Annotated in this window: 26 protein-coding genes; 11 read left to right on the top strand and 15 right to left on the bottom strand. The window is 56.8% G+C overall.

What is annotated here, in order from left to right; translation table 11 throughout:
- Positions 1-20: 20 nt before the first annotated feature.
- Positions 21-3,659, bottom strand: a complete 3,639-nt coding sequence (putA, locus tag DV711_RS06550; protein WP_114694805.1) for a bifunctional proline dehydrogenase/L-glutamate gamma-semialdehyde dehydrogenase PutA — start codon at positions 3,657-3,659, stop codon at positions 21-23.
- A gap of 242 nt (positions 3,660-3,901) precedes the next feature.
- On the opposite strand from putA, the gene DV711_RS06545 reads away from it, so the two are divergent.
- The 5 genes from DV711_RS06545 to DV711_RS06525 all read left to right on the top strand — a co-directional run bounded on the left by DV711_RS06545 (position 3,902) and on the right by DV711_RS06525 (position 8,593).
- Entirely contained in the window at positions 3,902-4,366 is a 465-nt protein-coding gene (locus DV711_RS06545; protein ID WP_114694804.1) for an Lrp/AsnC ligand binding domain-containing protein, read from the top strand.
- Between the two features lie 357 nt (positions 4,367-4,723).
- A complete protein-coding gene (gene dctP, locus DV711_RS06540; RefSeq protein ID WP_114694803.1) occupies positions 4,724-5,746 on the top strand; it encodes a TRAP transporter substrate-binding protein DctP in 1,023 nt (340 codons plus the stop codon).
- The gene (locus DV711_RS06535) at positions 5,746-6,291 is read left to right on the top strand and encodes a TRAP transporter small permease subunit (RefSeq protein WP_114694802.1); all 546 of its coding nucleotides are present in this window, start codon (positions 5,746-5,748) and stop codon (positions 6,289-6,291) included. The genes dctP and DV711_RS06535 overlap by 1 nt, the downstream gene beginning before the upstream one ends.
- A 95-nt stretch (positions 6,292-6,386) precedes the next feature.
- Positions 6,387-7,709 carry a TRAP transporter large permease gene (locus DV711_RS06530; protein WP_114694953.1) on the top strand — a complete coding sequence of 441 codons (1,323 nt, stop codon included), beginning with the start codon at positions 6,387-6,389 and terminating at the stop codon, positions 7,707-7,709.
- Between the two features lie 149 nt (positions 7,710-7,858).
- Positions 7,859-8,593 (top strand): esterase/lipase family protein, encoded by a 735-nt coding sequence (locus DV711_RS06525; protein WP_243633746.1) that lies wholly within the window; start codon positions 7,859-7,861, stop codon positions 8,591-8,593.
- Between the two features lie 42 nt (positions 8,594-8,635).
- Here DV711_RS06525 and DV711_RS06520 read toward each other — a convergent pair whose 3' ends face one another.
- Both DV711_RS06520 and DV711_RS19720 read right to left on the bottom strand, forming a co-directional pair.
- On the bottom strand, positions 8,636-9,115 hold the full coding sequence (locus DV711_RS06520; RefSeq protein ID WP_114694801.1) for an acyl-CoA thioesterase: 480 nt from the start codon (positions 9,113-9,115) through the stop codon (positions 8,636-8,638).
- An 81-nt stretch (positions 9,116-9,196) separates the two neighbouring features.
- Positions 9,197-11,479 (bottom strand): NADP-dependent malic enzyme, encoded by a 2,283-nt coding sequence (locus DV711_RS19720; RefSeq protein WP_114694800.1) that lies wholly within the window; start codon positions 11,477-11,479, stop codon positions 9,197-9,199.
- A gap of 481 nt (positions 11,480-11,960) precedes the next feature.
- Between DV711_RS19720 and DV711_RS06510 the strand changes: the two genes are divergently transcribed.
- Positions 11,961-12,404: an Lrp/AsnC family transcriptional regulator gene (locus DV711_RS06510; RefSeq protein WP_243633745.1), complete on the top strand. Its 444-nt coding sequence runs from the start codon at positions 11,961-11,963 to the stop codon at positions 12,402-12,404.
- A 121-nt stretch (positions 12,405-12,525) separates the two neighbouring features.
- On the opposite strand, the gene DV711_RS06505 is transcribed toward DV711_RS06510, so the two are convergent.
- From DV711_RS06505 to DV711_RS06495, 3 genes are all read right to left on the bottom strand, one after another.
- The gene (locus DV711_RS06505; protein ID WP_114694799.1) at positions 12,526-13,410 is read right to left on the bottom strand and encodes a DMT family transporter; all 885 of its coding nucleotides are present in this window, start codon (positions 13,408-13,410) and stop codon (positions 12,526-12,528) included.
- Between the two features lie 180 nt (positions 13,411-13,590).
- Positions 13,591-13,926: a hypothetical protein gene (locus DV711_RS06500; protein WP_114694798.1), complete on the bottom strand. Its 336-nt coding sequence runs from the start codon at positions 13,924-13,926 to the stop codon at positions 13,591-13,593.
- Between the two features lie 61 nt (positions 13,927-13,987).
- Entirely contained in the window at positions 13,988-14,866 is an 879-nt protein-coding gene (locus DV711_RS06495) for a LysR family transcriptional regulator (protein ID WP_114694797.1), read from the bottom strand.
- 145 nt (positions 14,867-15,011) lie between these two features.
- On the opposite strand from DV711_RS06495, the gene DV711_RS06490 reads away from it, so the two are divergent.
- The gene (locus DV711_RS06490; protein WP_114694796.1) at positions 15,012-15,782 is read left to right on the top strand and encodes a ferredoxin--NADP reductase; all 771 of its coding nucleotides are present in this window, start codon (positions 15,012-15,014) and stop codon (positions 15,780-15,782) included.
- 38 nt (positions 15,783-15,820) lie between these two features.
- On the opposite strand, the gene DV711_RS06485 is transcribed toward DV711_RS06490, so the two are convergent.
- The 4 genes from DV711_RS06485 to DV711_RS06470 all read right to left on the bottom strand — a co-directional run bounded on the left by DV711_RS06485 (position 15,821) and on the right by DV711_RS06470 (position 18,741).
- Entirely contained in the window at positions 15,821-16,276 is a 456-nt protein-coding gene (locus tag DV711_RS06485; protein ID WP_114694795.1) for a hypothetical protein, read from the bottom strand.
- Positions 16,277-16,309: 33 nt separating this feature from the next.
- Complete coding sequence (locus tag DV711_RS06480; RefSeq protein ID WP_133297411.1) at positions 16,310-17,410, bottom strand: hypothetical protein; 1,101 nt, start codon at positions 17,408-17,410, stop codon at positions 16,310-16,312.
- A 51-nt stretch (positions 17,411-17,461) separates the two neighbouring features.
- Entirely contained in the window at positions 17,462-17,905 is a 444-nt protein-coding gene (locus tag DV711_RS06475; protein ID WP_114694793.1) for a hypothetical protein, read from the bottom strand.
- A 251-nt stretch (positions 17,906-18,156) separates the two neighbouring features.
- The gene (locus DV711_RS06470) at positions 18,157-18,741 is read right to left on the bottom strand and encodes a TetR/AcrR family transcriptional regulator (protein WP_114694792.1); all 585 of its coding nucleotides are present in this window, start codon (positions 18,739-18,741) and stop codon (positions 18,157-18,159) included.
- Positions 18,742-18,843: 102 nt separating this feature from the next.
- Here DV711_RS06470 and DV711_RS06465 point away from each other — a divergent pair, with 102 nt between their 5' ends.
- Positions 18,844-19,740 carry a DMT family transporter gene (locus DV711_RS06465; protein WP_114694791.1) on the top strand — a complete coding sequence of 299 codons (897 nt, stop codon included), beginning with the start codon at positions 18,844-18,846 and terminating at the stop codon, positions 19,738-19,740.
- A gap of 15 nt (positions 19,741-19,755) precedes the next feature.
- Positions 19,756-20,187 (top strand): SAM-dependent methyltransferase, encoded by a 432-nt coding sequence (locus DV711_RS06460; RefSeq protein ID WP_114694790.1) that lies wholly within the window; start codon positions 19,756-19,758, stop codon positions 20,185-20,187.
- A 29-nt stretch (positions 20,188-20,216) separates the two neighbouring features.
- On the opposite strand, the gene DV711_RS06455 is transcribed toward DV711_RS06460, so the two are convergent.
- From DV711_RS06455 to DV711_RS06435, 5 genes are all read right to left on the bottom strand, one after another.
- Positions 20,217-20,870, bottom strand: a complete 654-nt coding sequence (locus DV711_RS06455; protein WP_114694789.1) for a hypothetical protein — start codon at positions 20,868-20,870, stop codon at positions 20,217-20,219.
- On the bottom strand, positions 20,867-21,058 hold the full coding sequence (locus DV711_RS06450; RefSeq protein WP_114694788.1) for a hypothetical protein: 192 nt from the start codon (positions 21,056-21,058) through the stop codon (positions 20,867-20,869). The genes DV711_RS06455 and DV711_RS06450 overlap by 4 nt, the downstream gene beginning before the upstream one ends.
- Before the next feature lie 295 nt (positions 21,059-21,353).
- On the bottom strand, positions 21,354-21,956 hold the full coding sequence (locus tag DV711_RS06445) for an SCO family protein (RefSeq protein WP_114694787.1): 603 nt from the start codon (positions 21,954-21,956) through the stop codon (positions 21,354-21,356).
- Positions 21,957-21,965: 9 nt separating this feature from the next.
- Positions 21,966-22,448 carry a hypothetical protein gene (locus tag DV711_RS06440; RefSeq protein WP_114694786.1) on the bottom strand — a complete coding sequence of 161 codons (483 nt, stop codon included), beginning with the start codon at positions 22,446-22,448 and terminating at the stop codon, positions 21,966-21,968.
- Positions 22,448-23,305, bottom strand: coding sequence for a prephenate dehydratase (locus tag DV711_RS06435; protein ID WP_114694785.1), 858 nt, complete (start codon positions 23,303-23,305; stop codon positions 22,448-22,450). Before DV711_RS06435 ends, DV711_RS06440 begins: the two co-directional genes overlap by 1 nt.
- A 311-nt stretch (positions 23,306-23,616) precedes the next feature.
- On the opposite strand from DV711_RS06435, the gene trmH reads away from it, so the two are divergent.
- Together trmH and DV711_RS06425 are read left to right on the top strand one after the other, a co-directional pair.
- Positions 23,617-24,291 carry a tRNA (guanosine(18)-2'-O)-methyltransferase TrmH gene (gene trmH, locus DV711_RS06430; RefSeq protein ID WP_114694784.1) on the top strand — a complete coding sequence of 225 codons (675 nt, stop codon included), beginning with the start codon at positions 23,617-23,619 and terminating at the stop codon, positions 24,289-24,291.
- 164 nt (positions 24,292-24,455) lie between these two features.
- A complete protein-coding gene (locus DV711_RS06425; protein ID WP_114694783.1) occupies positions 24,456-26,426 on the top strand; it encodes a putative bifunctional diguanylate cyclase/phosphodiesterase in 1,971 nt (656 codons plus the stop codon).
- Positions 26,427-26,452: the final 26 nt, after the last annotated feature.

Raw genomic sequence — 26,452 nt, 5'->3', positions numbered from 1 at the left:
GTCGGTCTGGGTGACCGGGCTTACTCGGACGCGGCGATCAGGCTGGCATTACCACCGGCGGCGGTGGTGTCGATGCACAGGTGGCGTTCCAGTACCAGACGCTCCGGGGCGTTGCGTTCGGTGATCAGTGCCAGCAGTTCACCGTCACGCTGGGCCAGTACCTGACGATAGCCTTTGAGTTGCTGATCCTCGGCGTAGCTGCAGATCGCAGCGATCCCCTGGATCGAGCCCAGCGCCTCGGCTTGGAGCTGACCGTCGATCGCCACCAGCGGTAGACCCAGCTCGGCAGCTTGGCCGGTCAGTGCCTCGGTATTCGGCGTGACCACCACCGCAGCATTGCCTTGGGCCAGGGCCAGGATCGCCTGGTCGCGGGCAGAATCGCTATCCGGTCCGAGGCACAGCAGGGTGCCGCGGGCGCTACTGGACAGGCGGTTCAGTTCGCCGGTCGGTCCGGGCATCAACTCGGCATCGAAGGCATCGGTATTCAACTCGTCGACCCGCTCTCCGAACAGCGCCTTGAGCTTGGCTTGCTTGTCGGCCTGTTGGCTCCACTCAACCTGACGCTGGCCGATCTGGGCCAGGGCTTGCTCCAGTGCGCTGGCGTCGATCGCTTTGGCTTCGCCACTCACGTTGATCGGATCACGCTGCTCGAGGCGGAAGCGGGCCACATAGTGGGGGCCACCGGCCTTGGGACCGGTACCGGACAGGCCTTCACCACCGAACGGCTGGCTGCCGACCACAGCGCCGATCTGGTTGCGGTTGACGTACAGGTTGCCGACCTTGATTCGGCTGATGATGTGATCGACCCGGTTGTCGACCCGGGTGTGCAGGCCGAAGGTCAGGCCGTAGCCGCGGGCGTTGATCTTGTCGATCACCTGATCCAGCTCGTTGGCCTTATAGGTGGCCACATGCAGGATCGGGCCGAAGATCTCCTGCTCCAGCTGATCGATGCTGTCGAGACGGATCACGGCGGGGGCGACAAAGGTACCCTGAGCTGGAATCGGCAGCTGCTTGATCAGGCGGCCTTGGGCGGCAAACGCGGCGCAGTGGTTGTCGATCTTGTCCTTGGAGGCCAGGTCGATAACCGGGCCGATATCGGTGGACAGCAGCCAGGGGTTGTCGAGCTTGAGCTCGTCCATGGCGCCGAACAGCATCTCCAGCAGCGAGTCGGCGATATCTTCCTGGATATAGAGCATCCGCAGTGCCGAGCAGCGTTGGCCGGCGCTCTGGAACGCCGATGCCAGTACGTCGCGCACCACCTGCTCCGGCAGCGCGGTGGAATCGACGATCATCGCGTTGAGGCCACCGGTTTCGGCGATCAGCGGTGCCGATGGAGACAGCTTGTCGGCCATGCTGCGGTTGATCAGTTGGGCGGTGGCAGTGGAGCCGGTGAAGCAAACGCCATCGACCCGTGGGTCTGAGGTCATCGCACCTCCCACCTCGGCGCCGTCACCCGGCAATAGCTGTAGCGCGTCGCGAGGGATACCGGCCTGGTGCATCAGTTCGACGGCGCGAGCGGCGATCAGAACGGTCTGGGGTGCTGGTTTGGCGACCACGCTGTTGCCGGCCGCCAGTGCGGCCAGGATCTGGCCGGAGAAGATCGCTAGCGGGAAGTTCCACGGCGAGATACAGCAGATTACGCCACGGGCTTGGCCCTGGGCGTTGCGTACCCCTTCGTCGGCGTAGAAACGGGCAAAATCCACCGCTTCGCGGATTTCGGCCACACTATCGAGCATGCTCTTGCCGGCTTCACGACAGGTCAGGGCAAACAGCTCCGGCGCGTGTTGCTCGTACAGGTCAGCCACTTTCTTCAGGCAGGCCGCCCGTTGTTCGGCCGGCACCTGTTGCCACTGGGCGGCACCCTCGACGGCATCGCGAAGGGCGTTGTCGATGTCGGTGCTGGATGACTGGGTCACCTGACCCACGTGATCTTCCGGGTTGGCCGGATTGCGGACAATCTCGGTCTGCGCACCGTCGGCACCAGCGGCGGTGATCGGTCCGGCACTCCAGCGATGCTGACGGAACTCATTGCGTTGACGGTCAAGCTCATCCATCGCCACCGGGTCGGTTATATCCCAGCCGCGGGCGTTGATCCGACCCTTGCCGAAGATGTCGGCCGGCCGGGCGATCGCCTGGGAACTGAGGTTGTCGCCCAGCGCCAGAACCGTATCAAACGGGTCGCTGGCGATCTGCTCCGGGCTGATCCGGGTATCGACGATCTGATTCACGAACGAACTGTTGGCACCGTTCTCCAGCAGGCGACGGACCAGATAGGCCAGCAGGTCACTGTGGGCGCCGACCGGGGCGTAGATCCGGCAGCGGGTGCCTTGCTGCTTCAGCACGGTGTCGTGCAGGGATTCACCCATCCCGTGCAGGCGCTGGAACTCGAAACAGGCCTTGTCGTCGGCCAGGGCCAGGATCGCCGAGACCGAGTGGGCGTTGTGGGTGGCGAACTGCGGATAGATCCGGTCGGTCATCTGCAGCAGTTGCTTGGCGCAGGCGATATAGGACAGGTCCGAGTTATGCTTGCGGGTGAACACCGGGAAGCCGTTCAGCCCCAGGGTCTGGGCGCGCTTGATCTCGGCATCCCAGTAGGCACCTTTAACCAGACGGATCATGATCTTGCGATCCAGGCGCTGAGCCAGGGCATAGAGCCAGTCGAGCACGAACGGGGCGCGCTGCCCGAAGGCCTGCACCACCACACCGAAACCATCCCAGCCTTCCAGCTCGGGATCGCTCAATACCGCCTCGATGATATCCAGCGACAGGTCCAGGCGATCGGCCTCTTCGGCATCGATATTGAAGCCCATGTTGGCGGCGCGGGCTTGACGGGCCAGTTGTTTGGTCCGCTCAACCAGTACTTCCAACACTTGTTCACGCTGGCCGTATTCGTAGCGAGGGTGCAATGCCGACAGCTTGACCGAGATACCCGGGTTGGTACGGATATCGTCGGATTGGCAGCTGTTGGCCAGCTCGGCAATCGCATCGCTGTAGGCTTGGTGGTAACGCAGCGCGTCAGCATCGGTACGCGCGGCTTCACCCAGCATGTCGTAGGAGTAGCTGTACCCCTGCTTTTCATACTTACGGGCACGGCTGGTTGCTTCGCTGATGGTGCGGCCTAGCACGAACTGGCGTCCCAGCTCTTTCATCGCTTGGGCCACGGCAGTTCGAACCACCGGTTCACCCAGGCGCTTGAGCAGTGATCGCAGGGTCTGGGTCAGGCCCTGACTGTCGACCGGACCGATCAGCTTGCCGGTAATCAGCAGCGCCCAGGTGGAAGAGTTGATCAGCGACGAGTTGGACTGGCCGCGATGCTCGCTCCAGTTGCCGGAGCAGATCTTGTCTTCGATCAGCGCGTCGATGGTGTAGCTATCAGGAACTCGGAGCAGCGCCTCAGCCAGGCACATCAAGGCAACGCCTTCCTCAGTATTAAGCCCATACTCACCGAGAAACTTCTCCATCATGGTGGGGCTGGAGTTGCTGCGGACCTGACGAACCAGCTCAGCGGCGTTGTCAGAAATCTGCTGGCGGATCTGCTCCGACAGGGCAGCTCTGGCGATCAACTGCTTAATGCAATGGGCTTCATCGGCCAGGTAGTGTTGCTGGATCTGGCTGCGTAGGGAGTCGGTTTGTGGGGCGTTCTCGATAGCCGATGACATGCTTAAATCCTCAATGTTTTGTTGTGGGGAAATTATAGGGTTGAGGCTTTTTGCTTTTTTCCTAAATTTTAGATGGTTTGTGGTCTGAAGGATTTTTATTTGCAATAAAAAAGGAATTTTGGGATAAAGTTGGTCTTATTGTGGTGATTAAGACTTTTGCGTTGCAGTAATGGTTTTTGAGCCGGTAGTTGCTATCTTATTGAATAAAAAAGAAAAGAAGTGCTTATAAAGGAAGCTGTCCTATGCCAGAGGTTCTCGACAAGCTCGACCTTGCGATACTGGCCGAGTTGCAAAAGAATGGTCGAATTACGGTAACGGAATTGGCCTCCCGGGTCGGTCTTTCGAAGACCCCCTGTCAGGTGCGGATGAAACGCCTTGAACAGCAGGGATATATTTTAGGCTATGTGGCGCTGGTTGATCAGACCAAGTTAGGACAGAGCCATATAGCGTTTGTCCAGGTCACGCTCAGCGATACCAGCTCAAAGGCGTTGGAAGCGTTCAATCTGGCCGTGCGTCAGTTGCCTGCGGTAGAGCAGTGCCATATGACGGCGGGTGGATTCGACTATCTGCTGAAGGTGAGAACCAGCGACATGGCGTCCTATCGACAGGTATTGGGGGAGCAGTTGTCATCGTTGCCCCATGTGCAGCAAACCAGCACCTTTGTGGTGATGGAGAACGTGAAAGAGCTGGATAGCACCCTGGGCTGAGAAATTCTCAAGCGAGACTAAAGTTTTAGAAAAAAAATCAGCATGGTCTTTATAACGAGTGTTTGATCACTTGTTTAGGAAGATTTCCTAAAAATTGTAAATACACCAACGTATTTCCTTTTTTTGGGCTGCTGCTGGACCAATCGGCTATTTTATATAAAGAGACCCTATGTTTCATATTTAATATATATGGTTTTTAAAGAAACAAGAGTATCGATAAATAATTTACTAGTTTACTTACCCGGTGCGATGCGGGTAGTTTTAACAGCGTTGTTCAAAAGACTCAGCGTTGAGAGGTACTCGAAGTACCCGTCTGATGTGTGCTCAACCCAAAAAAATAACCTATAGGGGATAACTATGGATCGTCGTAAGTTTCTGAAAGGCGCAGCTGCTACTGGTGTTGCTGCTGGCACTGCAACCATGATGTCCACCAGCGCCAACGCCGCCAAGACCGTTCGTCTTCGTATGCAGCGCTTTTACGGCACCGAGAACGAAGCGAACATGAAGCGCTTCGCCAAGCTGGTTAAAGAAGCCAGTGGCGGTAGCCTGCGTATCACCAACTTCAGCGGTGGTGAGCTGGTACCGAACGATCAGATGGCTGATGCGGTAGGTAAGGGCACTCTGGACATGGCGCTGGGCTACGGCGGTTACTGGCCGGGCCAGATCGACATCGCCACCATCGAATCCGGCCTGCCGGGCATGTGGCCGAACCGTGACGAAGCCGATTACCTGTTCCACGGCATGGGTCTGCACGACCTGGTAGCCGAAGCCTACGCCGAGAAAGGCATCCGCCACATGGGCATCAGCTACGGCGGCGGTTATGACCTGCTGACCAAAGAGCCGATCAAGAGCCTGGACGATCTGAAGAAGATGAAGATCCGTGCCACGCCGGCTGTTGCCAAGACCTTCAAACAGCTGGGTATTCCTACCGTCAACCTGCCGGCTCAGGAGCTGTACGTTGCTCTGTCCACTGGTGTTATCGACGGCTGTATCTACGGCGGCACCATGGAATACCGTGATCTGAAGCTGGTTGAAGTGGCTAAGCACTACACCTCGTTGAACATGATCACTCCGGGATGGACCGACTGCATCCTGATGAACGAGAAGAAGTGGGCCAAACTGTCCGAAGAGCATAAAGCGATTCTGACCATGGCTGTTACTCAGCTTGCTGCTGACCAGTACAACTGGTTCAACAACGGTAACCGTGAAGCCGCTTCTGAAGAAGGCTTGTTCGTCTTCAATACCCTGTCTGCTGAAGACTCCAAGCGTATTACCGCTGCAGCTCAGGATGTCTGGAAGGCTGAAGCTGATCGCTCTCCGCGTAATGCCAAGGCGATCGAGCTGGCTGTGAAGATGGCTAAGGCGACCGGTCGTCTGTAATGAGCCTGATCACCAAGTATCTGGTGCTTCAGGATGGACTTTCCGACTGGGTCGGAAAGTCCATTTCCTGGCTGATCCCGTTGATGATCGGGATCCTGCTGTGGGAAATTGCCAATCGCTACATCATTGGTGTGCCCACCGAGTGGGTGCATCAACTGTCGGCGATGATCTACGGTACTGTGTGCTTTGGAGCGGGGGCTTATACCCTGCGTCACAAAGGGCATGTTCGAAGCGAAGTGATCTATCAGCTATTCAGCAAGCGCGGTCGTGCGTTCCTGGATTTGATCACCCATTCGCTAGGACTATTCGTAATGTGTATCTTCTTCAAACTGGCTTGGGAGTTCGCTGCCGAGTCTTGGGCGATGGAGGAGATTTCCAACAAGGGTACCTGGCAACCCATTATCTATCCGTTCAAAACGGTGATGCCGATCGCGGTAGGGCTGGTTATTTTGCAAAGCTTGGCCGAGCTGATTCGCGATTTCTGTACCGCCTTCAATATCGAGATAGATGATCCCCGCGCGCAGGAGCACGAGCCCCTGACTTGATCCGTTGACCCACCTTTTGGTGGGTCAGCTGTATCTGACGCTAGCGATATCGTCGGATGTGGATCTGTGAGAGTTACTTTTCCGGACTGTTTTATATGGCTGATTTAGATCCGCTAGTCGTAACCGGCATTATGTTCAGCTCGATGCTGGTGCTGTTGATGATGGGGGCGCCGCTAGCATGGGCGCTGCTGATCTCCGGCGTCGGCTCGGCCTATTTCCTCTGGGGCGTTGAGGGCCTCGGCTTGTTGGTCACCTCCACTTACGGAGTGATGGACAACTTCCTGCTGGTGGCACTGCCACTGTTTATTTTCATGGGCTTGATGCTGCAGCGCTCCGGCATCACCGATGACCTGTTTGAGATGATGCACAAGTTGATGGGTGGCCTGCCCGGCGGCTTGGGTATCGGAACCGTTATTATCTGTGCGCTGATCGCAGCGATGGCCGGTGTTTCCGGTGCGGCCACAGTATCGCTGGGTATTATCGCGCTGCCGTCGATGCTCAAGCGCGGTTATGACAAGAAGTTGGTAACCGGCACCATCATGGCCGGCGGCGCCTTGGGCTTTTTGATTCCGCCCAGCGTACTGATGATCGTCTACGCCTTCTTGGCTCGGGAATCGGTCGGTAAGCTGTTTGCTGCTGGTTTGGTTCCCGGCTTGATGCTCGCCGTTATCTACATGCTGTACGTGCTGATCCGCTGCCGGATTAATCCTGATATGGGGCCGCCGGCACCGGAAGAAGAGCGCTGTAATGGCGTTGAGAAAATCGTAGCACTGAAAGCGCTGATTATGCCGGGCCTGATTATCGGCAGTGTGCTTGGCTGTATCATCTTCGGTATCACCACTCCATCTGAAGCGTCGGCCATCGGTGCCTTTGGCGCTATCGTTGCAGCGGCGATGCACCGCCGTTTGACGATGGAGATGATGAAAGATGTGCTGTTCTCGACCACCAAGCTGATGGGTATGATCATGTGGATCACCATGGTGGCGGTGTTCTTCAGTAAGATCTATATCGGTTTAGGTGCCGGTTACATTGTCGAAGAGCTTCTGGAAGATGCAGAGCTGGCGCCGATGTTGGTTATCGTAGCGATGCTGGCTTGCTACTTCATCATGGGGATGTTCCTGGATGACTTCGCCATCGTGTTTATCACGGTGCCGCTGTTCGTCCCGATTGTGCAGAGCCTGGGTTTCGATCCGATCTGGTTCGCGGTGCTGTTTATCCTCAGCATGCAGGCGGCCTATCTGACGCCACCGTTCGGCTACAACCTATTCTATATGCGATCGGTGGCACCACCATCGATCACCATTATGGATCTGTACAAGTCGGCTATTCCGTTCGTGATCATGCAGACCATCGGTTTGGCGCTGGTGGTGATCTTCCCGGAAATTGCACTCTGGCTACCGGGCGTGATCTTCGGATAACGACCGCTGCTATTGAAGCCAAAACGGCCACCCTTGGGTGGCCGTTTTTGTTGGTCTGTAACAAACTGACACAGGTCGGTTAGAATCTTGCAGTGGAGACAGGAGGTGTTCCTATGAAAGTGATGGCAAGGATAGCTAAGATTCGATGGTTGACCTGGTTTTGTCTGTTGGCCTGTCCTGAGGTAATGGCCTCGGCGCAGCCTTCCGAACAGCAGTCCGAACAACCCTCCCCGAGTAGGCTGGATGACCAGTCTTGCGTGATTCTGCTTCACGGCCTGGCCCGCTCGTCGGCTTCGTTGTCGAAGTTGGAGAGCGTCCTGGCAGAGCATGGGGCTCAGGTTATCAACCGAAGTTACCCTTCTCGCGATTATCCCATTGAGCAACTTGCCGACCGGGCGATATCTCCGGCGCTTGATACCTGTCATGAGGCTCGTGAAGTCCATTTTGTCAGCCACTCGTTAGGTGGAATTTTGATCCGTCAATATTTGCGCCAACAACCCGTCGCCAACCTGGGGCGGGTGGTGATGTTGGGGCCGCCCAATCAAGGCAGCGAGGTGGTCGACAAGCTCGCCGCCGTACCCGGTTTTCACTTTATCAATGGTGATGCGGGGTTGCAGTTGGGAACCGGGGCGATGAGCATCCCGAAAAGCCTGGGTCCGGCGAATTTCGATGTCGGCATTATCGCTGGCAGCCGAAGTGTGAACCTGATTTTGTCGCTACTGATCCCCGGTATCGACGACGGTAAGGTTTCGATCGAGAGCAGCCGGCTGGAGGGGATGCGGGATCACTTAGTGCTGCCGGTAACCCATCCCTTCATGATGCGAAATGACCAGGTTATCGAGCAGGTGGTTTTTTATCTGGAGCATGGCCGCTTCCAACATTGATCCCTGCCTAGAGGGGACTGAAAGCGGCCGTTAGCGCTTATCTCAGCTGTTAACGTGGGCTTCCATCTCCTGGCCGATCTTCTTGCGCATCTCCATCAGAGTGATGGCCGAATCGCGCAGTTTGATGTCTTCGTCAGTCTGTGGAACCCATTCCGGCACCGAACTGGGTCGGCCGGCGTCGTCGACGGCAACCATGATCACCACGCAGTGGGTGGTCAGGTGGCGCTCGGAACTCTTCGGATCGCGGGCGCGCACGTCCAGGCCGATATGCATCGAGGTGCTGCCGGTGTAGATCACCTTGGCGGAGACTTCGACGATATTGCCGACGAAGATCGGCTGTACAAAGCGGATCCCGCCGGCGTAGACGGTGATGCAGTACTTGCCGCTCCAGCCGGCAGCGCAGGCGTAGGCGGCCAGATCGATCCATTTCATCACGGCACCGCCGTGGACCTTGCCGCCAAAATTGACGTCGGCAGGTTCGGCCAGAAAGCGCAGGGTTAGTTCTCTATCTTGTCCAGGCATGGGCTGAGGTACTCCAGAGTTGAGCTTGGCTGGGAGCACCGGGGAAAGGTTCACCCGGCGTCTCCTTAAGCTAAGCAAAGATCAGGCCTGTTCGTCCACCAGGTTTTGCACTTCGGCCACCGCGATGGCTGTCATGTTGAAGATCGAGCGAACACTGGTACTGGCGGTCATGATATGAACCGGTTTCTCGGCACCCAGCAGGATCGGACCGACCGAGATCCCGCCCCCCAGGGTCTTCAGTAGACCGTAGGAGATATGGGCTGACTCGACATTGGGCATCACCAGCAGGTTGGCTTGGCCTCGCAGCACTGAGTCGGGTAGTACTTTGTTGCGCAGGTCTTCAACGATGGCTGCGTCGGCGTGCATCTCACCATCGACCATCAATTCCGGTGCTTGTTGGCGCAGCAGCGCCAGGGCCTTGCGCATTTTTAGTGCAGTGGGGTGATCGTTGGTGCCGAAATTGGAGTGCGACAGCAGGGCGGCCTTGGGCAGGATGCCGAAGCGGCGCATCTCTTCGGCAGCCAGCAGGGTGGTATGGACCACCTCTTCGGGTGTGGGATCCGGGTTGATATGGGAATCACAAACGAAGAAGGTGCCTTTGGGTAAGCTCAGAACCGTCACGGTGGCAAAATCCTTGACCCCTTCGGACTTGCCGATCAGGCTGTCGACCCGCTCCAGATGCTGGCGGAAACGGCCGTGGGCACCGCAGAGCATCGCGTCAGCGTCGCCACGAAGCAGCATCATCGCTGCGATCACGGTCTTATCCGAGCGCAGCAGACTGTTGGCTTCGTCCGGGGAGATACCGCGACGGCCCATACGTTGCAGGTAATCTTCCAGGTAAGCATCGAACCAGTCGTTATCCTGAGGATCGACGATATCAAAGTGAATGCCGGGCTTGAGTCGCAGCTGCAGCTTTTCCAGCTTGCGTTTGATCCGCTTGGTGCTGCCCACCAGCATCGGACGGGCGACGCCTTCATCCACCACCTGCTGTACCGCCTGCAGAATCCGGTTGCTCTCGCCTTCGGCAAATACCACCCGTTTGGGTTCCCGCTTAGCGCGTTCCAGTACCGGGCTCATCACCTGGGTTGAGCGGTAGGCATAACGGGCTAGGCTGCGGCGATAGGCATCCAGGTCCTTGATCGGACGGGTCGCAACGCCAGTATCCATCGCCGCCTTGGCCACCGCCGGGGCGACTTCAAAGATCAAGCGCGGGTCGAAAGGTTTGGGGATCAGATACTCCCGGCCAAACCGCAGTGGTTCGCCGGCGTAGGCTTTCTGGACCCGGTCGATCGGCTCGGCCATCGCCAGATCGGCCAATGCCTTGACGCAGGCGACCTTCATCTCTTCGTTGATGGTGGTGGCGCCACAGTCCAGCGCACCGCGGAAGATAAACGGGAAGCAGAGGACATTGTTGACCTGGTTGGGGTAGTCGGAACGACCGGTCGCCATGATCACATCGTCGCGGGCGGCCAGGGCCTGGTCGGGCATGATCTCGGGGTTGGGGTTGGCCAACGCCAGTATCATCGGGTTGGCGGCCATTTTCTTGACCATCTCCGGCTTCAACACACCGGCTGCGGATAGTCCAAGGAACACATCGGCGCCTTCGATGACGTCATCGAGGGTGCGGGCGTCGGTCTTCTGCGCGTAGACCGCCTTGTATTCATCCATCTGCTCGGTGCGGCCTTCGTAGACCACGCCGGCAATATCGGTGACCCAGATATTCTCCCGAGGGACGCCCATCTTAACCAGCAGATTCAGGCACGACAGCGCTGCCGCGCCGGCACCAGAGGCGACCAGCTTGATCTGGCTGATATCCTTGTCCACCACCCGCAGGCCGTTGTAGACCGCCGCACCGGCGACGATGGCGGTGCCGTGCTGATCGTCGTGGAACACCGGGATATTCATCCGCTGTTTCAGCTCTTTTTCGATAATAAAGCACTCGGGCGCTTTGATGTCTTCCAGGTTGATGCCGCCGAAGGTGGGCTCGAGACGGGCAACGGTCTCGATAAACATCTGCGGATCAGTTTCGTCCACTTCGATATCGAACACATCGATATTGGAGAACTTCTTGAACAGAACCGCCTTACCCTCCATTACCGGCTTGGAGGCCAGGGCGCCGATAGCTCCCAGTCCCAACACCGCTGTGCCGTTTGAGATAACGCCGACCAGGTTGGAGCGGGCGGTGACGGTGGAGGCTTCGAAAGGGTCACGAACGATCTCGTTACAGGCAGCGGCAACCCCGGGGGAGTAGGCCAGTGCCAGGTCACGTTGGGTCGCCATGGGCTTGGTGGCGACAATCGCCAGTTTCCCGGCTGGCCCGGCTCGGTGGTAGGCCAGGGCGTCTTTATCGAAATCGCTCGACATCGAATAGTTCTCCTCAATTTATCGTCATCCCGGTCGTCGCGGGGACGGGATGCACAGGTCTATCAAAGCACGATTGGCTGTCATCAGCCTGTCTTGGTGCGCTGTTTGGGTGGAAAGTCACCCCTTAACGGTATTCTTATGGGTCAAAAATCGCCTAAATGTAGCGATTGAACGGCTAGCAGGAATATCTGTAGCAGAAGTTGTGCCATAAGTTTTATAAATGCTATGGATTAAGGATCGCATATGGTACAGATTATTAGACTAAAGTGAAGATCCCTGTGGCTTTGGTCATTAAAAAAGTCACCGCACGGGAATGGCGATGAGCTGCTTACTAGAAGGCAGTGGGGTATGTAGCGGGGATAAGACAGGGTTTGATTGGACAGTCTGATAGACAGATAGGTTGAGGTAGTTGAATTGCCGCTTGCCCGGGCAGCTGGAAGCAGCGATAGTGGTGCTCCGTTGAATCGACAGTCGCAGGCCCATGATCGATAACATAAACCGTAAGATTATCGCTGCCTTACAGCAGAATGCTCGGATCTCCTATGCCGAGCTGGGTAAGCTGGTGCACCTGTCGGCACCAGCCGTGGCCGAACGGATTCGAAAGCTGGAAAGTGCCGGCGTCATCAGCGGCTACAGCCTGAAGGTCGATCTGGATCAGCTGGGCTATCCCATCGTGGCGCTGGTGCAGTGCAAGGTGTTCCGGACCAAGGAGCGCGAGTTCAAGGCCCATATGCTGGCCTGTAAATCAGTAATCGAGTGTCACAACGTGACCGGGGAACAGGCGTTTCTGGTCAAGCTGGCGGTGCAGTCGATGAAGCAGCTCGACAATATCCTGGAGTCGTTTCTGGACTTCAGCGACACCAATACCATGATGATCCTGTCCACACCGGTGGATCGCGCGGTGCCGCAGACCTTTTACGACTAGCCTTCCAATTACTAGTCTTCCAACAATTTCAGGTAGCTAGGGCGCGATCGACAGCTCGGTGTGTTTTGCCGTCTACCGATCGCTGAGGTTTTCTTATCTCTGGGCCACCATTTCTGGCCGCTTACCCCTGGGCCGCCATTTCCGGGCGCTTACGACTGGGCCATTGGCTCACCAGCATACCCGCCAGCATCAGGCTGCAACCGAGCAGCTCTTTGCTGCCCAGGGTTTCGCCCAGCAGTAGCCAGCCTCCGATTACGGCGAAGATCGCTTCGGTCGAGAGGATCAGGGCGGTAACGCTCGGTTCGACCTTACGCTGGCCGATGATCTGCAGGGTGCAGGCGATACCGCTGGAGGCTACCCCGGCGTAGAGCAGCGGCAACCAGGCTCCCTGGAAATCGATCAGTGTCGGTGTTTCGTAGAGCAGGGCGGCGATCGTGGCCCAGACGGCGGCGACCAAGAACTGGCAGATCGACAGGCCGATAGCGTCGACTTTGCGCGATAGCCAGCCGATGACGATCACGTGGGCGGTCCAGAAACAGGCGCCGATCAGCTCCAGCAGGTCGCCGTAGGCCATCTCGAAGTCGGGGCCGATCGATAGACTGTAGAGCCCCAGCACCGCTAGGATCACACCGCTCCAGGTCTGTAGATTGGTACTTTGACCCAGCAAAATGCCGGCGATCGGCACCATGACGATATACATACCGGTGATGAAACCGGCGTTACCGGCGGTGGTGTAGAGCAGGCCGATCTGCTGGAAGCTGAACCCACCGAACATGATGGTACCGGCAGCCAGACCGCCAAGGATCAGCGTCCTGCCCTGGGGTAGGCGTTTTTTCCCCATCAGAAACCACAGAGGTACCAGCGACAGGGCACCGAGCAGGAAGCGGGCAGCATTGAAACTGTGCGGTCCCAGGTAATCCATCCCGGCACTTTGAGCGACAAAGGCGAAGCCCCAGATGGCGGCAACACAGATCAGCAGCAGGTGGGATGGGGAGATAAAAGTCATTGCGGTAGCTCTCAAACGGTGTTTCTGAAAGAGAGCTATCTTAGGGGCAAGGGCGAGTTTTTGGCAGTTAGAAACTAATGATTTAATGGCTGGATAGTTAAAAAACACAGCCAGGTTGTTGGCTTCGCTTTGGAATCGAAAGTTGCTGAGATTTAAGGGTCGAGAAAACGAGAACCTGTGCTAGAAGCTTTCCGAATCACCGTGATCAGCCAGTTCCTCTTTGATAAAGCGCTCGATGTACATCTTGCCGCGCCTTGTGGTGTTGACCAGCCACAGACAGGCCAGGGCTCCGAAGCTCACCGTGACGATCCGGAAATCCGGGAACAGTAATGCCAGCAGGGCAGCTATCGGAATGATCACGACCAGGCCGAAGCGTTGGCGTTTCTCCAGATTGCTGATCAGCTCTTGGGCGTCGACGCGGTTGCTCAGTCCCACCTGGTGTAGCTGTTCGCGCAGGGACTCGTACTCTCGTTGACGTTGTTTGCCCATGCGCCCGAAGGGGTCGTTGATATTCATATGATCCGCTTTCCAGTTCGATGGTTAAATCATAAAACCTATGGCGGGGTTTGTCTGCTGCTTATGGTTCCCGACAGATATCGATCCAACGTCGGATCCCTGCACTGAGATATTTATGCCGATGCTGGACAAAATAGAGTCGACGGCTGAAGTCCCGTCCCGGTGCATCCAGAGGAACCAGCGTCCGGTGGTGGAAGGCATCAATCAGCGCTATCCGGGACAGGCAGCCGATGCCTAGCCCTGAGGCTACCGCCCGTTTGATGGTTTCGGTGTGTTGCAACTGCAGGGTGATGTTCAGGTGGGGCAGCAGGCCGTGCATGGCCCGTTCGAACACTTGGCGGGTACCGGAGCCCGGCTCCCTTAAGATCCACTCGACTGCGGTCAGATCCGGATCCGAAAGCCGCCCCTTGGCGGCCAATGGGTGGTCCGGGGCGCAGAACAGTACCAGCTCGTCGTCGCGCCAGGGGGTAATCAACAGGTCCGGGTGCTGCAACTCACCTTCTATCAGACCGATATCCAGATCGAAATTGAGTACCTGCTCGGCGATCTCGGCGGTATTGGCCATCTCCAGATTGATACGGGCGCTGGCGCAGTGGGCCATGTAGCGGGCGATCAGCGGCACCATCAGGTAATTACCGATGGTCAGGGTGGCACCGACTTTGAGCGGGCCGCTCTCGGCATGGCGATCTAGGTCTGCCTCCAGTGCTAAAGCCTGTTCCAGCAAGGCCTGAGCTCGGGGCAACATCAAGCGCCCCAGTTCATTGAGCTGCAGTCGCTTTCCGATCCGGTCGAACAACTGGATGTCGAACTGGCTCTCGAGTTCTTTCAAGGCGCTGCTGGCGGCACTTTGCGACATCGACAACGACGCTGCCGCGCGGCTGATGTTCTGCTGTCGGGCCGTCTCGAGGAAGACCTGCAGTTGACGAAGGCTGTATCTCATATTTAAAAAATCGATTAAGCATATTTGAAATAGTCGTTTGGCAGATAAGTTAGTTCGGGACTAAAGTGTCTGCAAGTTTTAACTAAAACTTCTTTTTATAGGTTTTAGTTATATGTTGATGGCAGATAGAACGAGGTAGAGCTAGATGGCAGCGATCGGTCAGGAGCGGGTGCTAAGCGTACATCACTGGAACGACACCCTGTTCAGCTTCAAAACCAGCCGGGATCCGGGATTTCGATTCAAGAACGGTCACTTCACCATGATCGGTCTGGAGCATCAGGGACGGCCGTTGATGCGTGCCTACAGTATTGCCAGTGCCAACCACGAAGACGAGCTGGAGTTTTTCAGTATCAAGGTCCAGGACGGCCCGCTGACCTCGAAGCTGCAGCAGATTCAGGTCGGCGATGAAATCCTGATCAGCCGTAAGCCCACCGGCACCCTGATCGATGATCATCTCCTACCGGGCCGTCATCTCTACCTGATCAGTACCGGCACCGGGTTAGCGCCGTTTCTGAGTCTGATCAAGGACCCGGAGATCTACGAGAAGTACGACAAGGTGATCCTCTGCCATGGTGTGCGTTACCGGTCGGAACTGGCCTATAGCGAGATGATTCACCAGTTGCCGGAACATGAATATCTGGGGGAGCTGATTCGCGACAAGCTGGTTTACTACCCGACCGTGACCCGGGAGCCGTTCAAGAATCAGGGGCGTCTGACGGACCTGATCAAATACGGCATCCTGACCAAACGGTTGGGAATGCCAGACCTGGATACGGCGCAGGATCGATTCATGCTGTGCGGTAGTCCATCGATGCTGAAAGACTGCTGCTCCATTCTGGATCAGATGGGATTCGAGGAGGCCCGCCATGGCGATCAGGGACACTATGTGATCGAGCGAGCTTTTGTTGAGCGTTGATTACTAAGGGTTGTAGCTCTGGTCGTAGAGATCGTCGGTCAGAGCTTCCCCAGTTTCTGCGCAATGGTCGCGATGGTGCCGCCCAGTACGGTGCCCAGGAAGGATAGGGTTACCTCGGCGGGTAACCCGGCAAAGGTGGTCAATAGTGCCAGGATGATCACCACCACGCCGCCGAACATCAGAATGCCGTAGACCACGTTTTCGGTCTTTCGCACGGTTCCGCCACGGGCGATCACCAGTGCTTTGCGGTTGGTTTCCAGTAGTTTCAATTTGTCACGGGTGCTGAGCTGGTCGTTGTCGACGATCAGGCGCCGTTCCTGCATCAGTTGATGGATCGCATCGGACATGTCGAGCTCTTTGCCGGAGTGGGCGCGCGAGGGCCGTTCCGGAGGTGACAATTCAGCGTTGAAGCCTATTCTAGACGGATAGTCGTCGTCGGCTTCCTCTTCCTCTTCTAGCCGAATGGTCGATGGATTGATCTTCTCTTCGTACATGCCGCTCACCAAACCTTGATCCCGTTAGCCTAGCTAGGGATTCACCGCGGGCTGTTTCAGCTGTCTCATCATCTTGAGTATTTCGGACAGATCCGATTTCACCGCATAGATGGTCTGCCAGTCGTGCTGGCCAGTCAGGTCATCCCCGTTGGCCAGCTTCTGCCAGTCGATCGGTATTTTCTCGCTCTTGGCACCGCCGATGACGCCGATATTGGCCAGATTGGAGACCTTGGCCAGCGCCGCATTGATCTCGATCTTGTCCAGTGTCTTGAGGGTCTCATCCAGGTTGGTCAGCTGGTCGTAGGAGGCTTCCAGCTTGGCGCCCAGTGAACGACTTAGATCGTTCTCGGACATATAGAGGATGTGCCGGGCCTGCAGGGTGTAGCTGGTCAGCTCGAGGCGATTGGTAAATTTCGAATCTCCGTTTAGCCCGCCCCAGGTAGCGAGAATATCGTTACCCAGATAGACGGTGGTGGTTCGCAAACCGCTTAACAGACCGAAGCCGCTCTGGGTCTCATCGCTGGAGCCGGAAGCGCCGAACAGGCCACCCAGCCCCAGAGATCCCTGCTGTCGTGTATTGGTATTCCAGCGAAACACCATCACGCCGCGGTGTTGGATGGCGGCCACTGCGTCGCGATGCTTCTGATCTAATTTCTGGCGCAGCTGTTGATAACTGCTGCGCGAGGAGGGGACTGCGCCGGAGGAGCCTGGGTCGGTGGCCAGCCGAGTAAGGTTGACCCGTTCTTCGATCAACCGTGCGGCGGTTTCTTTGACGGCTAGAATCTTATTTCGAATCTCGACCAGGCAACCGGCATCGCAGCCATTTTCAGAGCCATCGGCAGTCAGCCTGGTTGGCTCGATGGTGGTTTGGACCGTGTAGCTTTTTTCACCGAAACTCAATCCGATCGCCGAGGAGGGTTTGCGCTGGGGCTTATAAAAATGGACTCCGCCGACCTGCAAAAACGGCAGCAGCCCCGGGATCGATATCACCCGATACTGGGGCAGTTTGGTGAAGCCCTCTTTACTGGCCTCGGTGGTCAGGTCCTCAAAGGATGCGATCTGACTACCGCTGCCGGAACAGGCGCCGATGATCAGCGTGATCAAACAGAGCATCACTAACCTGACTGTTTTCATCATCCTCTCCGTTTAGGTAACCCTAGATGAACGCTGCTGGTGGCGGTGTACCTATCCGTTTTGCGAAGGGTTGGGTGAAAACAGGCCGGCAAAGAATCCCACAGAGGCGGTAAAGATACTTAGCAGAATATCGCCCGATGCGATGGGGGTATCGGGCTTCTCGATAAAGGCACCGGCGGCGATGAACAGGAACGAACCGACCATGACGATGGCGAAAGCCCAGACGGCGATTTTCCAGAGTTTATCGAGGGTTCTTTCCGTGGGAGAGCCCAAGCCAAGGGATTGGGCGATCTGGGTTTTATCTTCATCGGAGAGATCCGCGGCGGTTTCCTTGACCACCTGAGCCTTCTCCATCGAATTCATGTTCTCAACCAGCGAGCGGGTGATCAGCGCTTGGGTTTTGCCGGGAATCTCTTTGGAAAGTCGGGCACCGAAATCTTCGAGTTCGTCGGTATCGAGTTCCTGCACCCCTTTAACGGCTTCAGCGATCTGCATGTTTCACACTCCTCTAAAGGCGTTATGAAATTATGCGTACTTCTTAGCCAACACAATTTACCTAATACATCGCGACTGTGATCAAAAATAACTGAATCATTAGTAGGTTAGCAGAGGGCTGAAAAGTTGCGCGTTTGTCTACACCGAACCGGCGTGGTCGGGCTGGCCGGTTCGAATGCCGGACCGTCGAAGAGCCGGACCGAATTTAACCAAGGTTGAAACTTGCCGGCAGGCTTTGAGTTACTCGAATTTCAGCCGATCGATGCCAGCAACATATCGGTTGCCCGTTTAGCATGTTGCTCAATCTGCGCTTCGCTGGGCTTATCCATGCCGATCAGCACCCCGGCACGTTGGGCCAGCAGCATCGCAGTCCAGAGTTGTACGCTGGCTTCAGGATCTTTGAGTTCGAAGCGTTGACGGAAGAACTCACTGAGTTTATCGGCGGTGTGGTCAGGACCGATATCACAGAAGCTGCGGGTCAGTTCCGGAGCTTTAGCACTCTCGGCGACCAGCAACCGAAAGGTCGCCAGGTGCTGCTCCGATAGGTGAGCTTTGATAAACCCTTTGGCAAAGTCGTAAAGGGCTTGTCGGCTGTCCGATTGCTGCAGTTGATCGGCAAAGTCGAACCCATTCTCCTGACCCATTTTCAGTAGGGTCGCTTTGAAGAGCTCGATCTTGGAAGGGTAGTAGCGGTACACCGTCTGCTTGGTGACCTGAGCCTGGGCCGCGATCCGATCCATGCCAGCCAGCACATAGCCTTCAGATAGGAACACGTTCTGGGCTGCTGTCAGGATCGCCTCTCGTTTCCGCTGCTTATTCTGCTCAACTTTACTCACTATCGGCCATCTCAAAAAATCATACTGAATGGTATGAATTTGTTGACAGTCTTGCAACTCTAATAAATCATACTGACTGGTATGATTTGTAAGGAGGATACTATGCAGACTCAAACCACTAGCTTGAAAAGCTCATTGAATCCGCGACTGGCGGGTATTCTGATCGCTCTTATCGGCGCCTTGTTGATGAGCTTCGATCCAATCTTTATCCGGTTTTCCGGTGTCAGTGGTTTCGACACGGCCTTTTTATTTGGACTCTTTACGGCGATCTCGATGCCGTTTTTCATCCAGTTTCGCGATGAGCGAGGGTTGTTGGCGACTCTGAAAGAGAGCGGAGTACCGGTGATCTATTCGGGAATCTTGATGCTGGGTAGCGCGTCGGCGCTGGTGCTGAGCATTAAGAACACCTCGATCGCCAATACCTTCGTCATTCTCAGTGCCGCACCCGCACTGGCGGCGGTTTTCAGCCGCTTGTTTCTGGGAGAGGTCACTCAACGAGCGACCTGGATAGCGATCGGCTTTGTGATGATCGGGATTGGCATTGTCGTCTCCGGCTCCTATGAAACCGGGAATTGGTTCGGCGATCTGCTGGCCGTATTCGCGGTTACCTGTGTGGCACTGAATCAGACCCTGCTGCGCAAATACCAGCATGTCAGTCGCATGGCCAGTGTGGGTGTCGGCGGGTTGTTGCTGGCGCTGGTGATGTTCATGCTGGCCTCGCCGTCGTCGTTCAGCCTTGAAACCTGGCTCATTATGGCGCTGATGGGACTGTTCACCGCACCCTTCGGGCGGGTGCTTTCGCAGGTTGCCACGCGTTATATCACGGCAGCGGAGGTCGGCATGATTTTGATGATTGAGGCGGTCTTTGCGCCTCTGTGGGCGTTCGGGGTTTTTGGCGAGATCCCCCCGTCGGCCAGTCTGCTGGGTGGTGGAATTATCCTGGTGACAATCTTTCTTTACGCCGTTGTCGCCTCACGGCCTGGCCGATCATCGGTTTGAAGCGAGGAGCACAGCATGCCAGCACAACTTATCGCAATCGGCCAGATCCGTACCCCGTTCCTTAGGCTCGATCAGTGCCCCAGAAATATCCAACCGGACGGACCGCAGTGCCAGCTACAGTTAAATCCGCCGTACTGGGACGAGCTGCGGGGACTTAAGCCGGGACAGCTGATTTTGATTCTCTATTGGTTGGGAGCTGCTCGGCCAGAAGTGGGGCACGCTAAGGCCCAACAGGTGAGGTGGCAGAGGTCGGAATCGGACAGTGATCCACACGGGGTGTTTTCGCTCCGGACGCCGATTCGACCTAACCCCATCGGGGCCGCGGTCGTACCGATCGACAGGATCGACGAGGGCTGCATTACGGTTATCGGGCTGGACTGTCTGGATGGTACCGTGCTGCTTGATATCAAGCCGGCGATCTATCGGGAAACGGGTTCCACAGCTTGAGAGCTGTCCGAGTTGAAACCAGCTTGGGGTTAGCGTTGATTCAACAACTCTTTCAGCAGCTTTTCCACATTCTGCCGAACCTGTTGCTCATCGCCCTCAAGCGCCTGGTGCAGCTTGCTGGCCAAATGGCCGTTGGCCCGAGTAATCGCCTTATCGGTTTTGACCTGATTCTTGTCCCTTGACGAGCCTTTGACCATGGTCACCAGGGTGTCTGCAATCCGCTGCAGAATCTGCGCTACCGCTTCGGCGGAAAAACCACCCACCAGCGCCAGCAGGCTGGGGGTAAGGAAAAAGCTGGTTTGTTGCTTGGCTAGCAGGTCGGTGCCGAACATGCCCAGAATGCTGCCGGCAAACAACCCCAGGGCGAAGTTGATAATGTATTTCTGGTTGTACTTGGGGTTGAAGGTGGAGCGGTGTAGGTACTTGTTGGCGGTGTAGAGCGCATGGAAGGTGCTGCCCAGACCCGCGGCCCCCAGAATCTGGACAAACTGCGGTAGGTTCGGGGTGGCCAGTGGCAGGACAAAGAGGACGAAGCTGATCAAGCCGGCCAGAATCAGTCCCTGAAGCGTCAGATTATCTTTGACCCGGCTGGCTCGTATCGATTCGGGCGTTACAGGCCGGATCAACCGGCAGAGTTCGCTGTGAACCTTCAGCGCACGATTCAGCTCACCGTGGCCGCTCATGGTTGCTGTTCCCGCTTGTTATTAACCCCCGGTTCCAATAGTTGGCTGATCTCCGAACGCAGCTCTTTGGGAATCGGAATGCCGGACTCGAGGGCGAAATTGATCATGGTGTGGATATCTGCGAGTAACAGTCCCCGCAGTTGCTCGATCTGATCATCGGTCTCAGCCTGCTGAGCGTTGCTTTCCATGCTCAGTGCCTCCCCCTCGGATGCCGACCGGTCATCAAGCGGTCTGGTACGACTCGTTGCTCATCGGCGAAACCGTACGCCTGCCCAGCCTAATGATCGATCCTATAGGTGATAACTGCCTCTGCAGAAAGAATAGCTTCTTATCCACCCGACGCCGGGTTCCGTAAGGAGGCTGGCTAAAATCGCAGTAATGCGGGAGGGGTAACAACACAGCAACGGTGCAAGGAGGCAATAGGCGGGGAAGAGATGACCGGCAGCAACTTGCGAGGCGCTGCCGGTCGATGCAACTTGTCGGTTACAGCAGAGCTTTGATGGCGGAACTCAGGTCGGCCACCGGGGCGTTGTGATCGATCAGGCGGTTCAGATTACCGTCTCGGTCGATCAGGTAGATACGGGCGGAGTGGTCGACGCTGTAGGCCATTGCGGAGTCAGGCATCTCGACCATGCGATAGAAAGCGCCGTAGGCGTTGACGACCTTGTCGATCTCGCTCTTGCTGCCGGTGATACCGATAGCGTTGGGGTAGAAATAACGGGTGTAGTCATCCAGTCGCTCGGCGGTGTCACGGTCCGGGTCGACACTGACGAAGATCGGCTGGACCTGCTGCTGTTGTTCTTCACTGAGGCGGTTCATTGCCGCTCCCAGGTTGGCCAATCCGGTGGGACAGACATCGGGACAATAGGTGTAGCCAAACATCAGCACTACCCCTTTACCGTTGAAGTCCGACAGCGATACCGGCCCGTTCACTCCCTGCAGGGTAAAGTCGCCTCCCAGTCCACTTTGCTTTTCCGGTGTCGGCCCCAAGGCCTGGCCATACAGATACAGACCGACACTCAGCGCCAGCAGAATGCCACAAAGAATCAGTGCCAGACGTTCGATAGAACTCAGTTTCTTAGCCATGTTTTTCCCTCACTTGGCGTCAAAATCAAACCAGCTACCGGTGGGTTCTTCACCCGACTGAGCGATCCAGACGGTTGCCCGCCAGGTCATCTCCTCCGTGGTGCAGGCCGGCAGCTGACCCCGTCCGCGGTAGAATCCATCCTCTCCGCGTTCAAGTTTCATCCGCAGTTCACCCATGTACATATCTTTGCCCTGCAGATCGATCTCAACCTTGTCGGCCTCGAAACCTTTCAACTGCACGCGGTAGTCGAGGGGGGCATTGCTGTTGACCTCGTCGGAGTCGATGATAAAGCGGATCTCTTTATCGACCCCTTGTTGGGCGATACAGCCGGTCTTCAGCTGGCCTTTGGAGCAGGGCAGTGGTGAAAACAGTTGGTTGCCGGCTTCCGCCTGGCGCAGGTCCTGAGTCACTACCAGCAGGGTCGCCAGCAGCGCGGTTGCCACCATCAGTAGAATCCACATCCGGGATTCGCCGGTAAATTTTTCCAGCATTATTCGATCAACTCATGGTCGGTACGGAACGTGTGAGCCTCGTAGGTACCGAGATTGCGGATATCAAGGGCGAAAAAGTCCAACTCCTGCAAAGCCAGCTGCATCGAGTGCTGATCCGGATGGGCCGCGACATCAAGATGAAAGCTGCAATCTTTCAGGGTGCCACCGGCCATGTAGCTTTCCAGCTTGACCAGGTTGACGTTGTTGGTGGAAAAACCACCCAGGCATTTATACAGCGCAGCCGGTATGTTGCGGGTCTTGAACATCATCGAGGTGATGTAGCGCTTACCTGGAACAAAGTCGGGCATCTTGCGGGTTTTGGACAGGATCAGGAAGCGGGTCGTGTTGCCGTCCACATCCTGCATGTTGGCTTTGAGTACATCCAGGCCGTAAAGTTCGGCGGCCAGTGATGAGGCGATTGCGGCCTGGCTGGCGTCCTGCTGCTGGCTCAACGCCAGCGCAGCACCGGCGGTATCGAACATCGCCACCGGCTCGATATCGAGTGATTTCAGGTGGTCCTGACACTGGGCCAGCGCTTGTGGATGGGATCCGGCCTTACGGATATTGGCCAGCTTGCTTCCTTTGAGTCCCAGCAGGCAATGGTTCACCGGCTCAAAGTGCTCACCGATGATATGCAACTTGGTTTTCGGCATCTGCCGGTAGATCTCTTCGACCCGGCCGGCGGTGGAGTTTTCCAACGGAATCATCGCCAGCTTGGCGAGTCCCTGCTCGACTCGCTCCATCGCCTCAACAAAAGACTCGCAAGCCTGGGCATCCATATCGGGAAAAACTTTACGGCAGGAAAGGTGTGAATAGGCACCGGGGCGGCCCTGATAGACGATGATATCTTCGTACATGGTCTCGATTGCTGCGAAGCCCGAAACTGGCGGGCAAAAATTGAAGCGCCCATGTTATCAGGGTTATGTTGCAGCTGCACCAGTGAGGAGCAACGTCGAGAAGTTGCCGATCTTTGACGCGGCTTGTCTGAGTGGAGCTAATGCTGGCGCATCGGTTGTCGGCGGCCGTCGGGCCTGGGTGCGAGCTCCGGAAACAGCTGAAATGGAACTGCAAAGTTGCGAGAATAGCGAGCCATCTCCAGGGGGCCAGGACTCATGTGTCGGCTCCCTAACACTTACCAGATCTGAAATATCCGGAGTTTAGTTGTTCCATGACCCCCGAACGTCTGGCCAAATTTCAACGGGTACTGAACCACCGTCAGCCCGATCTGACTCTGATCGCTGATCAGGTCAATAAGCCCCAAAACCTTTCCGCGCTGATCCGAACTGCCGATGCGGTCGGGATGGAGCGGATCCATGCGGTGGCCCCCAAGGAGGGCTATCGGGATTATCGCGGTACTGCACGGGGCTCGGGTCAATGGGTCGAGGTGGTAACGCACGATACATACCACGGAGCTATCGATGCCGCCAAAGCACAGGGGATGAAGATCTATGCGGCCCATTTCAGCGACCGGGCCCGGGACTTTCGAGAGTTCGACTATACCGGACCTTGCGCCATCCTGATGGGGGCTGAGATGCAGGGGGTCAGCGATGCCGCCAGTGAGCTGGCGGATCAGCATATCCTGGTGCCGATGGTGGGAATGGTCGGTTCGCTGAATGTCTCGGTGGCCGCCGGCATCATCCTGTCTGAAGTGCAGCGTCAACGCCAACTGGCCGGACTCTACGAACAGCGCCGGATCGATGAGCAAACCTATCGTGACACCCTGTTTCGCTGGTGCCAGCCCCAGCTGGCCGACTACTGCCACCGACACGGACTGGCGTACCCGCCGCTGGATGATCAGGGGGAGCTGATTGAGCCGGCCGCCTGGTACCGAAGCGTACGCTAGCTCAGGACTATACTAACAGCCTGGTCACTTGGTTATACTCGTTCGCAACAATAACAAGGACAGGACGTTATGGGTCGGTACTGCCATTTCACTGGGCAGGGTTGTCGAATAGCGCCAATTTCTGGGCAACTCAGCGCCGGGCATTGGTCGTCGGAGTCGCTACGATGACGCTACCCGCGCCTTTACGGCTGGTCGGAATGATTCTGCTGGTGCTGGTCTTCGGCGTCAGCTCCTATATCAGCTACAAGGTCAATTCAGAGACCTCTCGAGCCATCTCGACGTCGGTCAAGGTCGGGGCCTGGGCAGCGTCCGAGCTGGAAGGCGAGTTCACCAAGTTTGACTACGCCCTGCTGGAAGTGGCTGCAGGTCAGGGCAATCTGGATCGTTTGATCCTGCGCTACGATCTGCTGTGGAGCCGGATCGAAACCCTGCTGACCGGTGAGGAGACCGCCACCGTTCGCTCCGATCGTCAGTCCCGTGCGTTGCTGGATGAGCTGATGGTGCTGGTGCGACGGATTGAGCCGACGGTCATGAATCTGGCGATGGATGATCGTCAGGGTGCGCGGGCGTTGATTGCGCAATTGGCACCCTACCGCCATCGTATCCGCGACCTGAATGTCAGCAGCTTCAGTAGCGATCGGGTTCGAGAACGGCTAGTGCAATCCTTTGAAGAGCGACGAATGCTGGCTCTGTCGGTACTGGGACTGGTGCTGTCCGGCTCACTGCTGGTGTTGCTGCTGATCCGAGAAAGTGCCCGCAACCACCGACTGGCTCTCCATGACCCTTTGACCCGGTTGCCCAACCGCAAGCATTTCACCGATAAAGTCGCCAAGGCCGAAAGGGATCAGAGCAATGGTTTTGATCGGATCGGCGTCTTGATCATCGACCTGAATAACTTTAAAGAGATTAACGATACCTACGGCCATGACAGCGGTGACGAGCTGCTGCGGGTGATTGCGCGGCGGTTGCGTGGTTGTGTACGCGAACAGGAACTGGTGGCTCGGCTGGGCGGTGATGAGTTTGCCGTACTGCTGCGGCAACAGGTCAGTCCGCAGAGTTGTTCACAGCTGGCGCATCGACTCTGCGAGAGCATTACCCAAGAGGTACGGCTGGGTAGTTTTCGGGTTAGGCCGTCGGCCAGTATCGGTGTCAGTATCTTCCCGGATGATGGTCAGAGTTTGCAGGATGTGATCGTCAATGCCGATATGGCGATGTACCGAGCCAAGCAGGATTACGGCGCCAGTTACCGCTTGTTCGAGCCTTCGATGACCCAGGCGATGCGTCGTATTCGGGAGCTTTCCAAGGGGTTGGAAGCGGCGCTAGAAGACGATCAGCTGCAATTACACTACCAGCCAATTGTGGATCTGAGTGGCTGCCGGATTCAGGCGGTGGAGGCGGTTCTATGTTGGCAGAATTCCGATTACGGCCTGATCAACGCGGCTGAGATCGAGCAGGTGGCGGAAGAGTCGGGGATGGCCGGCCCGTTGGGCGAATGGGTACTGGAGCGAGTCGGTGCCCAGTACACCGATTGGTTACAGCAAGGTATCAAACCGATCCAGATCGCGGTCAATCTGTCCGCGTCGATGCTATGGCGCCAAGACCTGCTACCGGTGCTGGAACAGCTCCTCAAACGTAGCTCCATGCCGGCCTACAACCTGATGCTGGAGATTCGTGAAGAGACCGTATTGAGATCCAAAGACAGCGCTGTCGAGAAGATCCTGCAGTTGAAGCAGTACGGCATCGAAATCGCGCTTGATGATTTTGGCACCGGTTATTCCTCGCTGAGTCATCTGCGTCGTCTGCCGCTCGATAAGCTCAAGATCGACCCCATTTTTATCCAGGACCTGAATAAGCTGAACCCCGACCTGCGCTTTATCCGCAGCCTGCTGTCGATGGCCGAGAGCCTGTCGATGACCGTAGTGGCCGAGGGCATTGATGCCGAGCGTCAGTGGCATGATCTGGCCGCTGAAGGCTGTCGCCAGGGGCAGGGTGAGCTGTTCGGCCCGCCGATGATGCCGGACCGATTGGCAACATTGCTGCTGCGTCAGCAACAGGACCCCGACTTCGGTTGCCTGGTCGAATCCACGGCTGAAGTGAAGGAGCCCGACTCCCAGGCTCGGCCTCAGCGGGCCTGAGTCGGACGGTGGGCTTCAGACTGACC

The organism is Motiliproteus coralliicola (assembly GCF_003345655.1).
Lineage (GTDB): Bacteria > Pseudomonadota > Gammaproteobacteria > Pseudomonadales > Balneatricaceae > Motiliproteus > Motiliproteus coralliicola.
Note: the sequence above shows the minus strand (reverse complement) of the source record. Positions and strands in the feature narration are given on the sequence as shown.